The 18,129-nt window shown below is 66.6% G+C and carries 16 protein-coding genes; 7 read left to right on the top strand and 9 right to left on the bottom strand.

The genetic code is table 11. The features are described from left to right. Nucleotides 1–97: 97 nt before the first annotated feature. Entirely contained in the window at nucleotides 98–817 is a 720-nt protein-coding gene (locus Hhyl6_RS04270; RefSeq protein WP_483737985.1) for a phosphoglycerol geranylgeranyltransferase, read from the bottom strand. 341 nt (nucleotides 818–1,158) lie between these two features. Between Hhyl6_RS04270 and Hhyl6_RS04265 the strand changes: the two genes are divergently transcribed. Beyond that, the gene (locus Hhyl6_RS04265; RefSeq protein ID WP_483737984.1) at nucleotides 1,159–1,560 is read left to right on the top strand and encodes a Rieske (2Fe-2S) protein; all 402 of its coding nucleotides are present in this window, start codon (nucleotides 1,159–1,161) and stop codon (nucleotides 1,558–1,560) included. Nucleotides 1,561–1,566: 6 nt separating this feature from the next. Beyond that, complete coding sequence (locus Hhyl6_RS04260) at nucleotides 1,567–1,797, top strand: hypothetical protein (RefSeq protein WP_483737983.1); 231 nt, start codon at nucleotides 1,567–1,569, stop codon at nucleotides 1,795–1,797. 29 nt (nucleotides 1,798–1,826) lie between these two features. Here the strand turns inward: Hhyl6_RS04260 and Hhyl6_RS04255 are convergent, their stop codons facing one another. Continuing rightward, the gene (locus Hhyl6_RS04255; RefSeq protein WP_483737982.1) at nucleotides 1,827–4,361 is read right to left on the bottom strand and encodes a DNA topoisomerase I; all 2,535 of its coding nucleotides are present in this window, start codon (nucleotides 4,359–4,361) and stop codon (nucleotides 1,827–1,829) included. 150 nt (nucleotides 4,362–4,511) lie between these two features. Beyond that, entirely contained in the window at nucleotides 4,512–5,924 is a 1,413-nt protein-coding gene (locus tag Hhyl6_RS04250) for an aryl-sulfate sulfotransferase (RefSeq protein WP_483737981.1), read from the bottom strand. A gap of 143 nt (nucleotides 5,925–6,067) precedes the next feature. On the opposite strand from Hhyl6_RS04250, the gene Hhyl6_RS04245 reads away from it, so the two are divergent. Further along, nucleotides 6,068–6,616 (top strand): hypothetical protein, encoded by a 549-nt coding sequence (locus Hhyl6_RS04245; protein WP_483737980.1) that lies wholly within the window; start codon nucleotides 6,068–6,070, stop codon nucleotides 6,614–6,616. Here Hhyl6_RS04245 and Hhyl6_RS04240 read toward each other — a convergent pair. Together Hhyl6_RS04240 and gatB are read right to left on the bottom strand one after the other, a co-directional pair. Continuing rightward, complete coding sequence (locus Hhyl6_RS04240) at nucleotides 6,613–7,479, bottom strand: hypothetical protein (protein WP_483737979.1); 867 nt, start codon at nucleotides 7,477–7,479, stop codon at nucleotides 6,613–6,615. The genes Hhyl6_RS04245 and Hhyl6_RS04240 overlap by 4 nt on opposite strands. A 96-nt stretch (nucleotides 7,480–7,575) precedes the next feature. After that, entirely contained in the window at nucleotides 7,576–9,093 is a 1,518-nt protein-coding gene (gene gatB / locus Hhyl6_RS04235; RefSeq protein ID WP_483737978.1) for an Asp-tRNA(Asn)/Glu-tRNA(Gln) amidotransferase subunit GatB, read from the bottom strand. A gap of 130 nt (nucleotides 9,094–9,223) precedes the next feature. Here gatB and Hhyl6_RS04230 point away from each other — a divergent pair, with 130 nt between their 5' ends. After that, complete coding sequence (locus Hhyl6_RS04230; RefSeq protein WP_483737977.1) at nucleotides 9,224–9,574, top strand: nuclear transport factor 2 family protein; 351 nt, start codon at nucleotides 9,224–9,226, stop codon at nucleotides 9,572–9,574. A gap of 277 nt (nucleotides 9,575–9,851) precedes the next feature. On the opposite strand, the gene Hhyl6_RS04225 is transcribed toward Hhyl6_RS04230, so the two are convergent. Genes Hhyl6_RS04225 through Hhyl6_RS04210 form a run of 4 tightly spaced genes read right to left on the bottom strand, consistent with a single transcriptional unit; the run spans nucleotide 9,852 to nucleotide 12,858 of the window. Beyond that, nucleotides 9,852–10,559: a 2-oxo acid dehydrogenase subunit E2 gene (locus Hhyl6_RS04225; RefSeq protein WP_483737976.1), complete on the bottom strand. Its 708-nt coding sequence runs from the start codon at nucleotides 10,557–10,559 to the stop codon at nucleotides 9,852–9,854. Beyond that, on the bottom strand, nucleotides 10,556–10,816 hold the full coding sequence (locus tag Hhyl6_RS04220; protein WP_483737975.1) for a lipoyl domain-containing protein: 261 nt from the start codon (nucleotides 10,814–10,816) through the stop codon (nucleotides 10,556–10,558). Before Hhyl6_RS04220 ends, Hhyl6_RS04225 begins: the two co-directional genes overlap by 4 nt. A 3-nt stretch (nucleotides 10,817–10,819) precedes the next feature. Continuing rightward, on the bottom strand, nucleotides 10,820–11,845 hold the full coding sequence (locus tag Hhyl6_RS04215; protein ID WP_483737974.1) for an alpha-ketoacid dehydrogenase subunit beta: 1,026 nt from the start codon (nucleotides 11,843–11,845) through the stop codon (nucleotides 10,820–10,822). Beyond that, on the bottom strand, nucleotides 11,845–12,858 hold the full coding sequence (locus Hhyl6_RS04210; RefSeq protein ID WP_483739669.1) for a thiamine pyrophosphate-dependent dehydrogenase E1 component subunit alpha: 1,014 nt from the start codon (nucleotides 12,856–12,858) through the stop codon (nucleotides 11,845–11,847). The genes Hhyl6_RS04215 and Hhyl6_RS04210 overlap by 1 nt, the downstream gene beginning before the upstream one ends. 331 nt (nucleotides 12,859–13,189) lie before the next feature. On the opposite strand from Hhyl6_RS04210, the gene Hhyl6_RS04205 reads away from it, so the two are divergent. Genes Hhyl6_RS04205 through Hhyl6_RS04195 form a run of 3 tightly spaced genes read left to right on the top strand, consistent with a single transcriptional unit; the run spans nucleotide 13,190 to nucleotide 18,074 of the window. Continuing rightward, the gene (locus Hhyl6_RS04205; protein WP_483737973.1) at nucleotides 13,190–13,519 is read left to right on the top strand and encodes a DUF7518 family protein; all 330 of its coding nucleotides are present in this window, start codon (nucleotides 13,190–13,192) and stop codon (nucleotides 13,517–13,519) included. Between the two features lie 18 nt (nucleotides 13,520–13,537). Continuing rightward, nucleotides 13,538–17,128, top strand: a complete 3,591-nt coding sequence (smc, locus tag Hhyl6_RS04200; protein WP_483737972.1) for a chromosome segregation protein SMC — start codon at nucleotides 13,538–13,540, stop codon at nucleotides 17,126–17,128. After that, nucleotides 17,121–18,074, top strand: coding sequence for a segregation/condensation protein A (locus Hhyl6_RS04195; RefSeq protein WP_483737971.1), 954 nt, complete (start codon nucleotides 17,121–17,123; stop codon nucleotides 18,072–18,074). Before smc ends, Hhyl6_RS04195 begins: the two co-directional genes overlap by 8 nt. Nucleotides 18,075–18,129 lie beyond the last annotated feature (55 nt).

Genomic DNA, 18,129 nt, shown 5'->3' with positions numbered 1-18,129 from the left:
CCCGCGAACAGCGAAGTGGCGAGCAACGCGAACCGTGAGCGGTGCCAGCACTCGACGCCGTGAAAGAACGGCAAAACGGGGCTACGAGAACGGTGGCTTACCGGTCGGCCGTCGCGGCTTTCGCGTCCTGCGCGCCCTTCACCGTCTCCCGCACCGCGTCGACGCCCTCGTCGTGGACGAGGTCGCCGACGATGATCGTGTCTGCGTGTTCGGCCATCGTCCGCGCGGAGTCGTAGTCGTGGATGCCACCGCCGTAGAACAGCGTGGCGTCGTCCAGGATGTCGGCCGCGGCGGCGACTTTCTCGGTGTCGCCGAGCATCCCGGAGTACTCGACGTAGACGATTTCCTGTCCCAACAGGTGTTCGGCGGCCTCGGCGTAGGCGGCCACTTCGTCGGCGTCCAAGTCGCAGTTGGCCTGCGTGTAGGCGGCGACGGAGGCGTCGGGGTTCATCACGATGTACGCCTCGGTGAACGTGCGGGACCAGTCTATCTCGTCGTCGATGCGAATCCACTCCTTGTGGGCACCGGTTATCCACGTCACGTCGCCGGCGTTCATCACGACGGGGATGAGGTAGCCGTCGTGGCGGTCGCTGTGGACCACCGACGCGGGGTTCGACGGTTCGATGTAGACGGGGATGTCGTACTTCCCGCAGGCGTCGACGACCCGTTGCATCTTCTCCTCGGTCATCCCGGTGGTGCCACCGACCTCGATGGCGTCGGTCCCGGTCGCGGCAACGTCCTCGAACGTCTCGCCGTCGACCAGCGTCTTGTCGGGGTCGATTTTGACGATGTGGTCCCAGTCCGCCCAGTCGCTCATACCGCTTTGACTTTTGCCTGTGGGCATAACGGCTTCGGAAGGCGGAACAGACCGGTTCGAACGCCGACAGGTCGAGTCCGCGGACAGCGGTTAGGCCCCGCCGGACGCGACCACACGGCGCTTTTCTCCGAGGCGTCCTCCGAAATAGCCTGCCCTCGCAGGCCGGTTCCGAGACGGCCGCCGGCGGGGAGTCCTCGTGTTCCTGCGCCCGTACGACCAGATACCGACCGACGAGACGCCCACGCTCCGCTATCTGGAGTGGCACCGGTCGCGGGCGGCACCGCCGTTCGTGGAGTGAGTCGACCATCAGTTCTTAGCCGTCGGCGGCCTCGTACTGCCGTATGCACCAACTCACGACCGTGGAGACGGTCCACGACACCGGGTCCTACCTATTCACCGTGGCGGGGCCCCACGGCGGCCTCGAGGAAGTGGTCGTCGTCCCCTGCGAGGACGGCGTCGAGGCGTGGGTCAACCGCTGTACCCACGAGGACCAGCGGTTCGACACCGGCCGGGGGGTCCCGATGCGCGACGGCCAGCTAATTTGCCCGCGCCACGGGTCCATGTTCGACGCCTGCGAGGGCGACTGTGACAACGGCGAGGCCGCGGGGACGACCCTGCCCGGCGTCGATGTCGCGGAGCGCCACGGCACGGTCTTTCTGGTCGACGACGACTACGAGTTCCACCACGAGGGCGGGACGGACGACGACGAGGGACCGAGTTCGACGTCGCACCTGCAGTTGTAGCTACCCATGACCGACAGAGACGACGAGGGTCGAGAACCGGGCGACCGGGACGCCAACGTCGTCGACCGCGAGGACCTCCGGTCGGGCGTCGTCGAGTGTCCGCTCTGTGGCCGGCAACTCGCCGACGCGGTGGCCCACGCCGTCGTCTACGGGGCCGCCGACTCGGTGACCGCCGAGAACGCCGACGCTATCGAGTGTCCGGTGTGTGACGGCGTGACCTTCGTCGTCGACGAGTGAGAAGCGACCGTCGAAGCGACGACGCCCGGTCAGGCTTCCAGTTCGGACTGCCAGTCCTGCACCTGTCCGGCGCTGACGCCCTGCACTTCGGCGGCGATGCCGTCCGGGTCGGCCTCTCGCAGGTCGTCCAGCGACTCGACGCCGGCGGCCGCGAGTTTCTCCGCCGTGGCGGCGCCGATGCCGTTCAGGTCTTCGAGGTCCTCGACGGCGTTGCGGGCCTGATACTCCTCGAAGTTGCAGATGGGACAGCCCAGTTCCCACGGGTCGTCGCTGTCGGGGTCGACGACGAGTTCCGGCAGGTCGTGCTCCTCGCAGAACTCCTCGGTCACCTCGATGTCGCCGTTGCGCGGGAGCGGTAGCGAGTAGTCGCAGTCGGGGTAGCGCGTACACCCGACCAGCCGGGACCCCGAGCGGAGGTGCTTGATGGCCAACTCGCCGCCCTCCTCGTCGCCTCCTTCGGCGGCTTCACCGCCTTCGTCTCGTTGCTCTTCCGGAGCAACGCCACACTCGGGGCACGGCCCGATGATCTCGTCGTCGCTCTCGTCGGCCTTCTCGGCCTCACAGCGCGGACAGCCGTGGACGAAGGTGTCCCGTCCGGCGAGCATCTTCACGTGGTGCATGTCGTGTTCCTCGCACGTCTCGTCCAGCACGAGCGGTTCTCCCGTCGAGGGGAGCGGGAGGGTGTTCCGACACTCGGGGAAGCCGTCACACCCGACGAAGTACGACCCTTGCCGGGACCGCCGGACGAGCATGCTCTCGCCGCACTCGGGACACGGCCCCAGCGTCTTGTCGGCCTTCAGCGACTCCTGCAGGTGGTCACCGATTGCCTCGCGGGACGCGGCCAGTTCCTCGAACACCTGCTGGAGCATCTCCCGGGACTCGTCGGCAACCTCGTCCAGCGTGGCCTCCCCGTTGGCGATGCGGGTCATGTCCCGCTCCAACTGGGCGGTCATGTCGTCGCTGACGACCCGGTCGGCGAACTCTTCGGCGGCCTCGACGACGGCGTTGGCGAGCGCCGTCGGCCGTGGCGGGTTGCCCTCGATGTAGCCGCGGTCGTACAGTTTTTCGAGGGTGTTGTGGCGGGTCGCCTTCGTCCCGAGTCCCAAGTCCTCCATCGTCTCGATGAGGCGGGACTGCCCGTAGCGCCGCGGCGGTTGGGTCTGCTTGGCCTCCAACCGGACCTCCGAAATCGCCAGTTCCTCGCCCTCCTCGACGTCGGGGACGTGGTTCTCGCTGGCACTGGAGTAGGGGTAGACGGCGTGGTAGCCGGGTTCGACCAGGCGCTTGCCGTTGGCCTTCAGCGAGCGACCGCCGGCCTCACAGACCACGCGCAGGCGCTCCCACGTCGCCGCTTCCGCGACGGTGGCGAAGAAGCGCCGGACGACGAGTTCGTAAATCTCCCACTCGTCCTCCGAGAGGTCGGCCTTCGACGGGAGTTCGCCGGTCGGGTGAATCGGCGGGTGGTCGGTGGTCTCCTCGTCGCCCTCGGTGGCGACGATGTCGTCCTGTTCCAGCAGGGACTCGGCGTCCTCGCCGAAGGTCGCCGACCCGACGAACTCGTCGAGCAGGGCGTCCTCCTCTAGGTCCTCGGGGTAGACGGTGTTGTCCGTCCGGGGGTAGGTCATGTAACCGGCCGTGTACAGTTCCTCGGCGATGGACATCGCGCGCTGGGCGGAGTAGCCCAGCGAACTCGCCGCGGAGATGAAGGCGGTGGTGTTGAACGGCGTCGGCGGACTGTCGGTGCGGGTGCGCCGCCGGACGCTCGTCACCGTCGCCGCGTCGACGCTCGTCAGGTCGGCGTAGGCGGCGTCGGCCTCGGCCTCGTCCCAGACGCGTTCGGCCTCGCTACCGTCGTCGTCGTAGAAGTACTGGGCCTCGAAGCCCGACCCGTTCTTCTGGAGGTCGGCGAATATCTCCCAGTAGTCCTCGGGGTCGAACGCCTCGATTTCGCGCTCGCGGTCGACGATGAGTTTCAGCGTCGGCGACTGGACCCGACCGACGGAGATGAAGTCGTCGCCCAACTGGCGGGCCGACAGCGAGAGGAATCGCGTGAGTGCCGCGCCCCACACGAGGTCGATAATCTGGCGGGCCTCGCCGGCGGCCGCGAGGTCGAAGTCTATCTCCTCGGGGTCGGCGAAGGCCTCGCGGACCTCGCGTTCGGTAATCGAGGAGAACCGCACGCGGGAGACGGGGATGTCGGTCTCCTCGCGGATGAGTTCGTAGGCCTCCTTCCCGATGAGTTCGCCCTCGCGGTCGTAGTCAGTTGCGACGACGGCCTCGTCGGCGCGGCGAGCGAGCGTCTGCAGCGTCGTGACGATGTTCTCCTGTGTGGGTTCTTTCGTCACGTCCGCGTCGATGAGTTCGGCGGGTTCGACGTCGCGCCAGTCGTTGTACTCCGGCGGGAAGTCGACGCCGACGACGTGGCCCGAGAGGCCGACGACGCGGGTGTCGCCCCACCGATAGACGTTGACGCCGTTCCGTCGCTCGCCCGTCGCGCTCCCCTCCGAGAGAATCTCGGCGATGCGGCGGGCGGCGTTGTCCTTCTCCGTGATGATTAGCTCCATCGGACACCACCTGCGGTAGTCATTGGGGGTCGATACGCCCGGAGACGTTCTAAAGACTTTCGGCGAAAATCGGCCGACAGCGCGGGTGTGCGGGCGCCTACGGGCGATACGGGCGCGCACGCGAAGGTGTCGTCCCGACCGTCGCGTCGCTCAATCCCCGCGGCGGAGGCGCGGGACGTCCAGCGAGTCGTGGTCGCCGAGACGCCGATAGCCGGCCGCCCCTAACTCCGTCAGGAGCCACCCCGCAGCGAGCAGGCCCGCAGCGGCCGCGTAGAACAGGTCCCACCCGGTCATCCACACCGGGCGGAGCCACGGCGCGTAGTGGCCCCACAGGGTCCCGAGTTCCTCGCCGACGCTCGACAGCGGCGTCCCGGCGAGCAGCGTCGCGATGAACGTCCCGACGCTCGTCCGCTGACCGCTCCCGGCGACCAGTCCCGCGCTGCCGGTTATCTCGTAGGTGCCCGTCGCGTTCTGCTCGCGGATGGTCGGCCCGGTGGAGTGGTCGCCGTGGGTGACCCGTTCGGCGTCGTAGGGCCCCCAGGTCGCGTAGTACTCCCAGACGATTTCGCCGGTGGGCGTCACCTCGATGACGCGGTGGTTCAGCGTGTCCGTGATGAGCGTGTTCCCGTTCGGGAGGCGGTCGGCGTCCCGCGGCCAGTTCAGCGAGTTCGACCCGACGCTCCACGTCCGGGTCCACGTCCCGTTCGTGTAGGCGTACTCGACGACGCGGTTGTTGCCGCTGTCGGCCACGAGGAGCGTCGGCGTCCCGTTCTCCCCTTCGAGGTAGTCGGGGTTGTGCTGTTCGCGGAGGACGCTGTAGTTGTCGTCTTCGCCGAGTCGACGGTCTATCTCCTTGGTGGTCCGGTTGACGAGCAACACTTGGTCGAAGTTCCGCGGCGAAATCAGGAACTGGTCGTCGCCGACTGCGTCGACGTCGTTGCTGTGGCTCCAGTCGTGGTTCATCCCGCCGTCGGTGCTGTTCGGGAAGTGATTCCGGTAGCGCCAGCGCCACGTCACCGCGTCGCGGGTGCGGTTGTAGACGACGATTTCGTCGTTGGACACCTTCCGGCTCTCGTTCCACGCCCGCATGTGCGAGACGACCAGCGCGGTGTCGTTGAGTTTGTCGACGTCGTGGGTGTCCTCGTAGGGGAGCAACTGCTCCCACTCGCGGGTCCGCGTCTCCGGGTCGAGTTCGTAGACGAGGGTGTTACCCGAACGCGGCGAGACGACCAGCAGGTTCCCGTTCGGAAGCGGGTCCACGTCGAAGAACCACGCGTCGGTCCCCTGCCGACTCTGGTAGGTCCAGTCCAAGGTGGCCCGTTCGTCTAGCGCCACGAGTCGGGCGGGCTTCTTGGGGTTCGTGTTCCCGCGGAAGGTGTACCCCTGCGTGCTGACGACTGTCGTCCCGTTGGCCGGTGACGTGACCGTGCCGCGCTGGAGCGACCCCGTGTCGCTCGGTTCGTAGGCCACGGCGCTGACCACCGAGGGCGTGAGCAGGGCGACGACGAGCAACAGGACGACGCCGCGAGCGAGCGTTCGGCGCGAGAGACGACCGGAGAGCACACTCGCTTTCGGTGGGTCCCGGGATTAAACGCTTCGAGACTCTGTGGACTGGTGGGTACCGGTTCGTAACCGACTGTTCACCGCTTGCGCACGACCGGTCCGAACTCCGATGCCCTCTTGTCGCCCTCTGTCGAACTGCCGGTATGGAGCGACGCACCGTCAGGGCACTCCGTGCCGCCGCCGCCGCCCTCGTCCTCGCTACGGCGGCGTTTCACCTCTGGTGGGGCCTGCCGCGGAGCATCGTCTACTTTCAGGCCTACGGATTGTTCCCGGCGGGCGGTATCGTCCCGGACCCGCGGCCGTACCTCTTCGTCGTCTTCGCGGTGCTCCTGCTGTCCGGCCCCTATCTCGTGACTCGCCGGGTCGTCAGCCTGCGAACCGCGTACGTCGGGGGGACCGTCCTGCTCCTCGGCTCTATCGCCGCGTGGGTGTTCTGGCACGCCACCGGTCACGGGGCCTTCCTCGCCGACGGGGCCCAAGCCGCGTCCACTGGTGGCGGCCACAGTCACGGGAGTCAGAGCACTGTGTTCCTCATCCTCGACCACTTCGACACGGAACCGCTGGAGACGGCCATCAAGACCATCGAGTCCCTCGGCGTCGCCATCTTCGTGACGCTCCTCTGGAAGGACCCCGCTATCGTTCCGAACGAACACGCGGAACGGGCCGAGGCCGACAGCGCGAGCGAGAGTTAGTCGTCCGTGGTCGTCGACTGCTCGGTGACGGTAATCGTCGCCGACCGCTGGCCGTCGGGCCACGACAACACGAGTTCGTAGTCCTCGCCCGCCAATCGGTCCAGCGGTGCGCCGTCGCTTGCGCCCCACGTTATCCGTCTGGTGACGGTCACAGTCTCACCGGCCGCCACGTCGCGTTCTATCAGCGTCGGCCACACCGTCGCCCGCGGGACGGTCGCCCGAAACGCTCCCGGTCCCGTCCCCACGTTGGCGACGGTGACGTCGGCGACCAACGAGTCGCCGGGCGAGACGGTGTCGGGGACCGCGAACTCGCGCACCTCGAAGGACGGGTCGCCGGTCAGTCGCTCGCGCTGTGGGTCCGACAGGTCGTGTGACCACGCCTCGCCGTATTCGAGCGTCGCGCTGTCCACGGTGTCGCGCACGTCCACGACGAACCCGGTGACAGTCTCGTCGTCGGCGACCCGGTCGGTCGAGTTCGCGATGGTGTCGAAGTCCGCGTAGGCGTCCCTGGGCGGTTTCGGCGCGTATCGCTCGCCGTCGACGACCAGCGAGAACGCCTCCGGGTCGACGCGACTCTCGTCGACGCAACTCGCGAACACCAACTGTGTCCCGTCGGGCGACCCCGAGACCATCCGACTGTCCACCATCGCAGTGTGGACGACGCTGTCTGTCACCCAGACGGTGCCGAGGTCGGGCGTCACGGCGTCGGTCTGTTCTTCCGTGGTCGTCGTGGGGTCGGTCCGTTCCACGGTAGTCGTCGTGCCGGTCGCCGGCGAGTCGCTCCCGGTCTCGAGACAGCCACCGGCGGCGAGCAAGCCGGTACAGGCCGCGAGGACCGACCGGCGAGAGCGCTGGGAGGGCATACGCGGCGGCTACCGGGGGCGCTGGTAAATATCTTCTACCGGACGTCCGGCGTCGCCTCGTCCGCGAAGAACCACTCGCTCTCGGCGAGCGGTACGTTACTCCTCGTCCAGTTCTTCGCGCAACATCTCGTTGACCTCGCCGGGGTCCGCGCTCCCGCCGGTCTTCTGCATCACCTGCCCGACGAGGAAGTTCAGGGCACCGCCCTCGCCGCTGTGGTAGTCCTCGACGGCGTCGGGGTTCTCCTCGATAGCCTCCTCGACGGCCTGCTGAACCTCGTCGCCGGAGGTCTTGCCGAGGCCCTCACGCTCGACGACGGCGTCGGGGTCGTCGCCCTCGTCGAGCATGTCCCGCAGGACCGTCTCGCGGGCGTTCTTCGCGGTAATCTCGTCCTCGGCGACGAGTTCGACCAGGCGCGTCACCTCGTCGAAGCGGTCGTCCACGTCGGTAATCTCCATGTCGCGGTAGTTCAGTTCGCCCAGCAGGTTGTCGGCCACCCACGTCGCGGCGAGGTCGGCGTCGAATCGCTCGGCGACGCTCTCGAAGAAGTCCGCCACCTGTTTCGTGCTCGTGAGCTTCGAGGCGGCCTCGTCGGAGAGGCCGTACTCGGCGACGAACCGCTCGCGGCGGGCGTCGGGCAGTTCCGGGATGGCTATCTCCTCCTTCCAACTGGACACCCGGAGCGGCGGGATGTCGGCCTCGTGGAAGTAGCGGTAGTCCTTCTCTTCCTCCTTCGAGCGCATCGAGACGGTGTTGCCGTGGGTCTCGTTGAAGTGTCGGGTCTCCTGTTCGACGGCGCGGCCCGACTGGATGAGTTTGCGCTGTCGGGATGCCTCGAACGAGAGCGCCTGTTCGGCGCCCTTGTGGCTGGAGATGTTCTTGACCTCGGTGCGGTTGGCGTCTTCGAGGACGGACTCGTCGATGTGGCCGTCCTCGGCCACCTCGTCGGCGTCGACCATCGAGAGGTTGGCGTCGATGCGGAGACTGCCGTCCCGCGTGGCGTCGAAGACGCCGAGATACTCGAGGACTTCCTCCAGTTTCTCGAGGAACGCGCGGACCTCGCCCGGGTCGCGGAAGTCCGGTTCCGTGACGATTTCCATCAGCGGGGTGCCGGCGCGGTTGTAGTCGATGAGGGTGTAGTCCGCGCGCTCGATGGAGCAGGTCCGGGATTCGAGCGGACCGGTCCCCTCGCGGACGTGCTTGATGGACCCGGGGTCCTCTTCGAGGTGTGCCCGCCGGATGTCGACGGCGCGTCGCTCGCTCTCGACGCTGAACTCCAGTTCGCCGTCCTGACAGATGGGGGCGTCGTACTGCGTTATCTGGAAGTTCTTCGGGAGGTCGGGGTAGTAGTAGTTCTTCCGGTGGAAGGTGGTCTCCTCGGGGATGTCGGCGTCGATGGCCTTCCCCACCTTCACGGCCGCCTCGACGGCACCCTCGTTGACGACCGGCAGAGCGCCCGGCAGGCCCAGACAGACCGGGCAGGTGTGGGTGTTTGGCTCCTCGGTTGGCTCGGTCGAGCACCCGCAGAATATCTTCGTCTCCGTCTCTAGCTGGACGTGGACTTCCAGCCCGATGACGGCCGCGAGTTCGCGGGACTCGGCGGCTTGCGCAGTCATTACCCGTCGTTCGGCGTCGGCTGGCTAAAGGGTAACGACCCCCGGCGGCGTCGTGCCGTCGCTTCCCTGTCGCTCCGCCCAGTCGTTTCAACCGATAGAAATATTTGGGCGGAATGGTTGATTATATAACATGAGCTCGACCCAGTCAGTGCTGGAGCACCACCTCGAGATGTTCGGTGAGGGCGACCTTGACGGTCTGATGAACGACTACTCGGACGACGCCGTCTTCATCTCCGCGGACGGGATGCTCGTCGGCCGCGACGACATCCGGTCGATGTACGTCGACCTACTGGACGAGTTCGACGCCCCCTCGGTATCGGTATCGCTCGACGAACAGGTCGTCACAGGCGAGTACGCCTACATCGTCTGGCACGCGGAGACGCCCGAGAACGTCTACGAGTACGCCTCTGACACGTTCGTCGTCCGCGACGGGGAAATCGTCGCCCAGACGCTGGCCGCCGACATATCGCCGAAGGACTGACGAGACCACGCCCCGACGACTTTTCGGGTGGGTCCTCGAAGAGACCATCGCCCTGCGGAAGTTACCGAGCGAGGGCGAGTTCCCCATCTCCGACTGGGTCAGCGCCGTCCGCGACGGCGGGTTCGACGGGCCGTGGGGCCTCGAAATCCTCTCCGAGGAGTTCCGTCGCTTCGAGATGGCCGACGCCTATCCGCGGGCGTACGAGGCCGGCGCACAGTACGTACAGTAGTCACTCTCCCTCGCTGTTTCGAGCGGTGAAGTGCTCCGACGCGGCGTCTCAGACGTACTGTTCGGCCGCGTCGAGATGCTCCGCGAGCGTCCCGAGGAATCGGGCGGCGTCCGCCCCGTCGACGACGCGGTGGTCGAAACTCAGGTCCAGCGGCACCTGTCGGCGGAACGCGACGCCGTCCTCGGTCTGTGTGGCCCGCTCGCTGATACGTCCGACGCCGAGGATGGCGACTTCGGGCGGGTTGATGATGGGGTCGAAGGAGTCGACCCCGAGCGGTCCGAGGTTCGAGACGGTGAACGTCCCGCCGCGGAACGTGCTCATCGTGTACTCGCCCTCCTTGACGCGCGCTGTCAACTCGTGGCGCTCGGTGGCGAGTTCACCGAGCGACTTCGACCCAACGTCGGCCACAACGGGCGTGACGAGGCCGTCGTCGATAGCCACGGCGACGCCGATGTTGTGTTCCTCGTACAGCACGTGCGTCTCGTCCTCGAACGTGGCGTTGAACGCGCGGTGTTCGTCGAGCGTGTCCGAGAGCGCGGCGAGGAGCACGTCGACCATCGAGGGACTGACGCCCTCGTCGGTCGCGTCGGCGGCGGCGACGGCACTCAGCAGTGCCTCCGCGTCCACGTTGCGAGTGACGGTCACGTGGACGGCCTCCTGATAGCTCTCCTGTAACCGACTGGCGATGGTCTTGCGCATCGGGCTCAGCGACCGCTCCTCGCGGACGGTCCGCTCCGCGGCTTCGTCGTCGGTCATGCTGGGTCCACCCACGCGAGGGTGTCCCCGCGTGTGAACTCGTCGTCCTCGCCGCAGACGACCTCGACGAGCGTGCCGTCGGCTGGCGCGAGAACGTCGAGACTCACCTTCTCTATCTGTACCTCACACAGGCTATCGCCTTCGGTGACGCTCGCGCCCTCCCGCGTGAACCAGTTGACGACGACGCCCTCGTCGCTGTCGGCGTCGTCGGGCCACTCTCCGACCGTCACTTCGACCCGGTCTGTGTCCCCGCTCATCGGTCACTGTGTCCGCTCGACCGCCGCTTCGATGTCCTCGACGTCGGGGACGACCTCGTTCTCCAGCGGCCGGGAGTACGGAATCGGCACGTCCGGAATCGCGAGTCGCTCGACGCTGTCGAGAGCGTCGAGGGTCTCCTCGGCCACGCTGGCGACGATCTCGCCGGTGACGCCGAACGAGCGGTAATCCTCGTCGACGACCACGAGGTTCCCGGTCTTCTCGACGGACTCGACGACGGTGTCGGTGTCCAGCGGGACCAGCGACCGCAGGTCGACGACCTCCGCGCTGACGCCGTCGTCGGCCAGCGACTCGGCGGCCTCCAGCGCCCGGTGGACGTGCAGACCGAGAGTGACGATGGTCACGTCGTCGCCCTCCCGCTTGACGTCGGCACTGCCGAAGGGGATGGTGTAGTCCTCCTCGGGGACGGGCGTCTTCGGCCCGTCGGGGGCCGGGAGCCACCCGATGCCCATCAGCCGCTTGTGGAACATGTACATCACCGGGTCGTCGTCACGGATGGCGTTGTGCATCAGGCCCTTGGCGTCGTAGGCCGTCGACGGCACGACGACCTTCAGCCCGGGCACGTGCGCGAAGGTTCCGTACAGCGTCTGGGAGTGCTGGGCGGCGTCGTTGTAGGTGCCGCCGACGGCGGCCGTCAACACGAGCGGAACGCTCACGTTGCCGCCGCTCATGTACGTGTTCTTCGCCATCTGGTTGTATATCTGGTCCATCGCGACGCCGAAGAAGTCGACGAACATCAGTTCGGCGATGGGCCGCATCCCCTCCTGTGCGGCACCGACGGCCGCGCCGAGGTAGGCCGTCTCGCTGATGGGGACGTCCATGATGCGGTCGTAGCCGAACTCGTCTAAGAGGCCCTGCGTGGAGTCGAAGATGCCGCCGTAATCGGCGACGTCCTCGCCCATGTAGAACACCTCCTCGTTCTCCCGCATCTCGTGGGCGATGGCTTCGACCATCGCCCTGCTCATGGTCAGGTCGCGTTCGATTACCTCGGGTTGCTCTTTCTGTGCCATCAGTCGCCACCCCCCGCGAGGTCGTACTCAGGTTCACTGTCTGTCACGCCGCTCGGTGGATTGACGAACATATCTTCGTGTGCCGCGTCCGGGTCGGGTTCTGGCTGGTCTTTCGCGAACTCGATGGCGTCCTCGACGCGTTCGTGGGCGTCGTCCCGCATCTCCTCGATGGCCTCGGCGTCGACGCCGTGGGACTGCAGGTCGGCTTCCAGCCGGGCGATGCTGTCTCGCTCGGCGGCGGCCTCCTGGTCCTCTTCCGGGCGGTAGCTCTCGGGGTCGCCCATGAAGTGGCCCATCCGCCGGTGGACCTGCACCTCGATGAGCGTCGGCCCGTTCCGGTCGCGAGCGCGGCCGATGGCGTCCTTCGCGGCGTCGTAGATAGCGACGGCGTCGTCGCTGTCGACGCGGACGCCGGGCATGTCGAACCCGCTGGCTCGCTGTGACCCCGCTTCGACGTCGGTGACCCGCCCCTTGGGCATACTGATGGCCCAGTCGTTGTCCTCGACGACGAAGACGACCGGCAGGTCGTGGACGGCCGCGAAGTTCAGCGACTCCAGAAACGCCCCTTGGTCGATAGCGCCCTCGCCCAGATAGGAGACCGCGACGCTGTCGGTGTTGCGCTTCTTCGCGGCGAGCGCGGCCCCGGCCGCGGGTGGACACCCCTCGGCGATGATACCGCTACACGCGAAGTTGACGTCGGGGTCGAACAGGTGCATGTGGCCGCCCTTCCCCTTCCCGAGACCGGTCTCGCGGCCGAATATCTCGGCGGTCATCCGCTCGAGGTCGACGCCCTTCGCGATGGCGACGTGGTGTGGCCGGTGTGTCGCCGTCACCGTGTCGTCGTCCCGCAGGTGCTGACAGACTCCGGCGGCCGCCGCCTCGTGGCCAGCGGCGAGGTGCAACTCGCCGGGAATCGGCCCGGCCGAGATGTCGAACGCCGGCTGTTTCCCCTCCAGATACTCCTCCTGCAACCGCTCTTCGTAATGGCGAGCCGTCACCATGTCGACGTACATATCTTGCAATTCGGTAACTGATACCATGGCAACTCACTGTGAAGTTTTGACTGTCTAACACATAACCGTGATGGGTCCGACCAGTCGGCCGCTCGCCGAACCGGAGATATCTCGGCGGCCGGAGCGGTTCGAACTACTGTCTACTCGGACACGTCTCGGGAATCGTGCAGTACCAGCGTCCTGACTCTTCGTCTCCGACAGGAACAGTGACTGTCGTATCCCATCGACTGAGGACAGCCAACGAGCCGGTTTCGGCCTCGAGACCGACGTATCAAATTAACTGTCAATGTCTGACGTAAGTTTATGATGATAGCGTGGCTCGTTCTCGGATATGTGCGGCAACCGCGTCGAGGAGCTAGAAGAGCAAGTCAAGGAACTGAAGGCGTCGGTCGAGGGGCTGACCGACGAACTCGTCGAGTGCAAGGTCCGTCTCCGCGAACTGGAGAACACCGTCGACGAGGACAGCGGCTTCGGGGCCGACGCTCACAAGGGCGGCGCCGAGGAGGCCGCCGCCGACCGGGGGAGCAACGAAGACGAGATTCTGACGCCGGAGGCCGACACACCTAACACGGAGGCCACCGACGACACCGACAAGGAGGCCGAGGCCGCGTCCGAGTCGGAGTCTGAAGAGGACTCCGGGTCCGACATCATCGTCGCGTAGGAGACGGCCGACCACCGTATGCACATCAAAGAGCTCGTCCTCGACAACTTCAAGAGCTTCGGGCGGAAGACTCGAATCCCGTTCTACGAAGATTTCACTACCATCAGCGGCCCGAACGGCTCTGGGAAGTCGAACATCATCGACGCCGTCCTGTTCGCCCTCGGCTTGGCCCGTACCTCGGGCATCCGGGCCGAGAAACTGACCGACCTAATCTACAACCCGGGTCACGCCGACGAGGACGTCGACGTCTCGGGCGAGCGACAGGCCAGCGTCGAGGTCATCCTCGCCAACGAGGACCGGACCCTCGAACGGCCGCAGGTCGTCAACGCCGCCGGCACCGAGGACGTCGGCGACGTCGACGAGATATCCATCAAGCGCCGTGTCAAGGAGACGGAGGACAACTACTACTCCTACTACTACATCAACGGTCGCTCGGTCAACCTCTCGGACATCCAGGACCTGCTCGCGCAGGCCGGCGTCACCCCGGAGGGGTACAACGTCGTGATGCAGGGCGACGTCACCGAGATAATCAACATGACGCCCGGGTCTCGTCGCGAGATTATCGACGAGATAGCCGGCGTCGCCCAGTTCGACCAGAAGAAGGCCGACGCCTTCGACGAACTGGAGGTCGTACAGGACCGCATCGACGAGGCGGAACTCCGCATCGAGGAGAAACAGACCCGTCTCGACCAACTGGAGGACGAACGCGAGACGGCGCTGGAGTACCAGTCGCTCCGCGAGAAGAAAGAGGAGTACGAGGGCTACCGGAAGGCCGCCGAACTCGAAGACAAGCACGACGAACTCGCCGCCGTCTCCGACCGCATCGCCGAGTTGGAGGCCGAACTCGCGGACCTGCAGGAAGAACTCGACTCGCGGCAGGGCAAGGTCGTCCGTCTGGAGGACGAACTCCACGAACTCAACCAGGAGATAGAGCGCAAGGGCGAGGACGAGCAACTCGCCATCAAGCGCGACATCGAGGAGATAAAGGGCGACATCTCTCGACTGGAGGACAAGATAGAGACCGCCGAGGAGGCCGTCGAGGACGCCGAGAACGAGCGGCGACAGGCGTTCGTCCAGATAGACCGCAAGCAGGAGACCATCGACGACCTCGAAGCCGACATCCGCGAGACGAAAGTCGAGAAGTCCAACGTCAAGGCGGACGTCGCGAGCAAGGAGAGCGACCTCGCCGACGTCCAGCAGCGCATCGACGACATCGGCGAGGAGTTCGAGGAGATAAAGGACGAACTCGAGACGAAGCGCGACCGCCTCGAACAGCTCAAGAGCGAGCGCAACGACCTCCAGCGGGAGCAGGACCGTCTGCTGGACGAGGCCCGCCGGCGCTCCAACGAGGAAGACGAGAAGCGAGCGGCCATCGAGGAGGCCGAGGCGGAGATACCCTCGCTGGAGGCCGACGTCGAGGACTTGGAGTCCGAACTGGAGAAAGCCCAGAAGAACAAGGCGACCATCGGCGACGTGGTCGACGACCTGCGCGCCGAGAAGCGCGAACTCCAGTCGGACTTAGACGACCTCGAAGACGAGATTAGCGCCAAACAGCAGGAGTACGCCCAACTCGAGGCGAAGGCCGGCGAGGACGGCGACTCCTCGTACGGCCGCGCGGTGACGGCCATCCTGAACGCCGACCGCGGCGGCGTCCACGGCACCGTCGGCCAGTTGGGTGGGGTCGACCCCGAGTACGCGACGGCCTGTGAGACGGCGGCCGGCGGCCGACTCGCCCACGTCGTCGTGGACGACGACGGCGTCGGCCAGTCCTGCATCGAGTACCTGAAGTCGCGCAACGCCGGGCGAGCGACGTTCCTGCCCATCACGCAGATGCAGAACCGCTCGCTCCCCTCGCTCCCGAGCGCGGACGGGGTGGTCGACTTCGCGTACGAACTCGTGGACTTCGACCCCGAGTACGCGGGCATCTTCTCGTACGTGCTGGGCGACACCGTGGTCGTCGACAGCATGGACACCGCCCGCGACCTGATGGGCGAGTACCGCATGGTGACGCTGGACGGCGACCTCGTCGAGAAGTCGGGCGCCATGACCGGTGGGTCGTCGTCGGGGACGCGCTACTCCTTCTCCGGCGGCGCCGGGCAACTCGAACGCGTCGCCAAGCGCATCAACGAACTGGAGGACGAACGAGCGGACGTGCGCGACGACCTGCGGGACGTGGAGGACCGACTCGACGACGCCCGCGACCGGGAGTCCGACGCGACCGAACAGGTCCGAGACATCGAGACGAGCATCGAGCGCAAGGAGTCCGCGCTCACGGACGCGCGAGAGCGCATCGCGTCGCTCGAATCCGACCTCGAAGACATCGCGGCCGAACGCGAGGAGGTCGCCGACGAGATGGACGAGTTGGAGGCCGACATCGAGGCCAAGAACGAGGCCATCGCGGCGGTCGAGGCCGACATCGACGACCTCGAAGCCGAGGTGCAGGACTCGGACCTGCCGGACCTCACCGACGAACGCGAGGCCATCGAGGGCGAGATAGACACGCTGGAGGACCGACTCGACGACTTGGACGCCCAACTCAACGAACTGCAACTGGAGAAGCAGTACGCCGAGGACGCCATCGAGGACCTCCACGACGACATCGAGGCCGCCCAGAACCGCAAGGCAGAGAAGGAAGAGCGCATCGCCGAGCTAGAGGCACAGGTCGCCGAGAAGCAGGAACTCAAAGCCGAGAAAGAGCAAGAGGTCGCCGACTTGGAGGAGGAACTCGCCGACCTCAAAGCGGAACGCGAGGACCTGCGCGAGGACCTGCAGGACGCGAAGGAGGCCCGCGACGAACAGCAGTCGAAGGTCACCGACGTGGAACGTGACCTCGAAGACGAACGCGAGGACGAGGAGCGACTGGAGTGGGAGATAGACGAACTCGAAGCGCAGGTCGGCGACTACGACCCCGAGGACGTTCCGGACCACGACACCGTGGAAGCCGAAATCGAGCGGCTGACCGGAGAGATGGAGGCCTTAGAGCCGGTCAACATGCGCGCCATCGATGAGTACGACCGCGTGGCCGAGGACCTCGCCGACCTCGAAGACCAGAAGGAGACCTTGGTCGAGGAGGCCGAGGGCATCCGCGACCGCATCGACAGCTACGAGGCCCGCAAGAAGGAGACGTTCATGGAGTCGTTCGACGAGATAAACGAGCAGTTTCAGGACATCTTCGAGCGCCTCTCCAGCGGGACCGGACACCTCCACCTGGAGAACGAGGACGACCCCTTCGACGGCGGCCTCACGATGAAGGCCCAACCGGGCGACAAGCCCATCCAGCGGCTGGCGGCGATGTCCGGCGGCGAGAAGTCGCTGACGGCGCTGGCCTTTATCTTCGCCATCCAGCGGCACAACCCCGCGCCGTTCTACGCGCTGGACGAGGTGGACGCGTTCCTCGACGCAGCCAACGCCGACCTCGTGGGCGAGATGGTCGACGAACTCGCCGGCGACGCGCAGTTCGTCGTCGTCTCGCACCGCTCGGCCCTGCTGGAACGCTCGGAGCGAGCCATCGGCGTGATGATGCAGGGCGACAACGTGAGCGCCGTGACCGGCATCGACCTCTCGGGCGAGGGACCGGACGAGGAGGAGGCGGTAGTGAGCGATGACTGACGACGACATCCCGCTGGACATCACGGGACACGAAGACCGCGAGCCACCGGGCGACTCGGCGTCGTCGCTGTTCGGGGACGACGAGGAAGCCGAGGAGAGCGAGGACGACACCCCCGAGGACGTCGAGTTGCTGAACGAGTCCGGAAGCGAGGCCGACGAGGAAGACGAGGTCGCCGAACCCGTCGAGGTGCTCGTCCAACTGGCCGACGACGGCGAGATAGACCCGTGGGACATCGACGTGGTGGAGGTCACCGACAAGTTCCTCGCCCGCATCGACGAGGGTGACCTCCGCACCGGCGGGCGGGCGCTGTTCTACGCGTCCGTCCTCGTCCGAATGAAGAGCGACGCGATGCTCGGCGAGGGCGAGGCGGAGGACCCGCCCGCGGAACCGTGGGAGCAGGCGATGACCGAGGACGCTCCCATCGAGGAACCGGACCCGTTCGCCGCTCTGGAGTCCGAGATGGACCGGCGACTCGAACGCCGCCGGGCCCGCGGGATGCCCCAGACGCTGGACGAACTTGTCCGTGACCTGCGGGACGCCGAACGCGACTCGTGGTGGAAGGAGTCCCGCGAGTACGACACCAGCGGGTCGCCGAGCGGGTTCCAGCGGGGCACGCAGGAACTGGACTACCGGAGCGCCGACGACATGCGAATGGACGACGAACCGTCGGCGGCGGACGTCACCGGCACGGCCCACGCCGAGCAGATAGACGACATCATCGACGACGTGTACGCGGCGGTCCGCGAGCAGTACGACCAGGGGCGCGAGGAGGTGCTGTACCGCGAAGTCGAGGACGCGGGCGGGTCCCGCGTCGAGACGTTCCTCGGCCTCCTCTTTCTGGCCCACCGCGGGCAGGTCCACCTCCAGCAGGACGACGTGTTCGGCGACCTATGGATTCAGGACCCGAACGCCGTGAGCGGGTCCGAGGAAGCACTCGCGGACTGACGACGCCCGCGCCGCGTGTGTTCTGGCAAACAGGTTCAAACGAGTCGAGCCCGTA

It is taken from the genome of Haloarcula sp. H-hyl6, assembly GCF_056934455.1.
The sequence above is the reverse complement of the archived record's forward strand: the minus strand, read 5'-3'. Positions and strand labels throughout refer to the sequence as shown.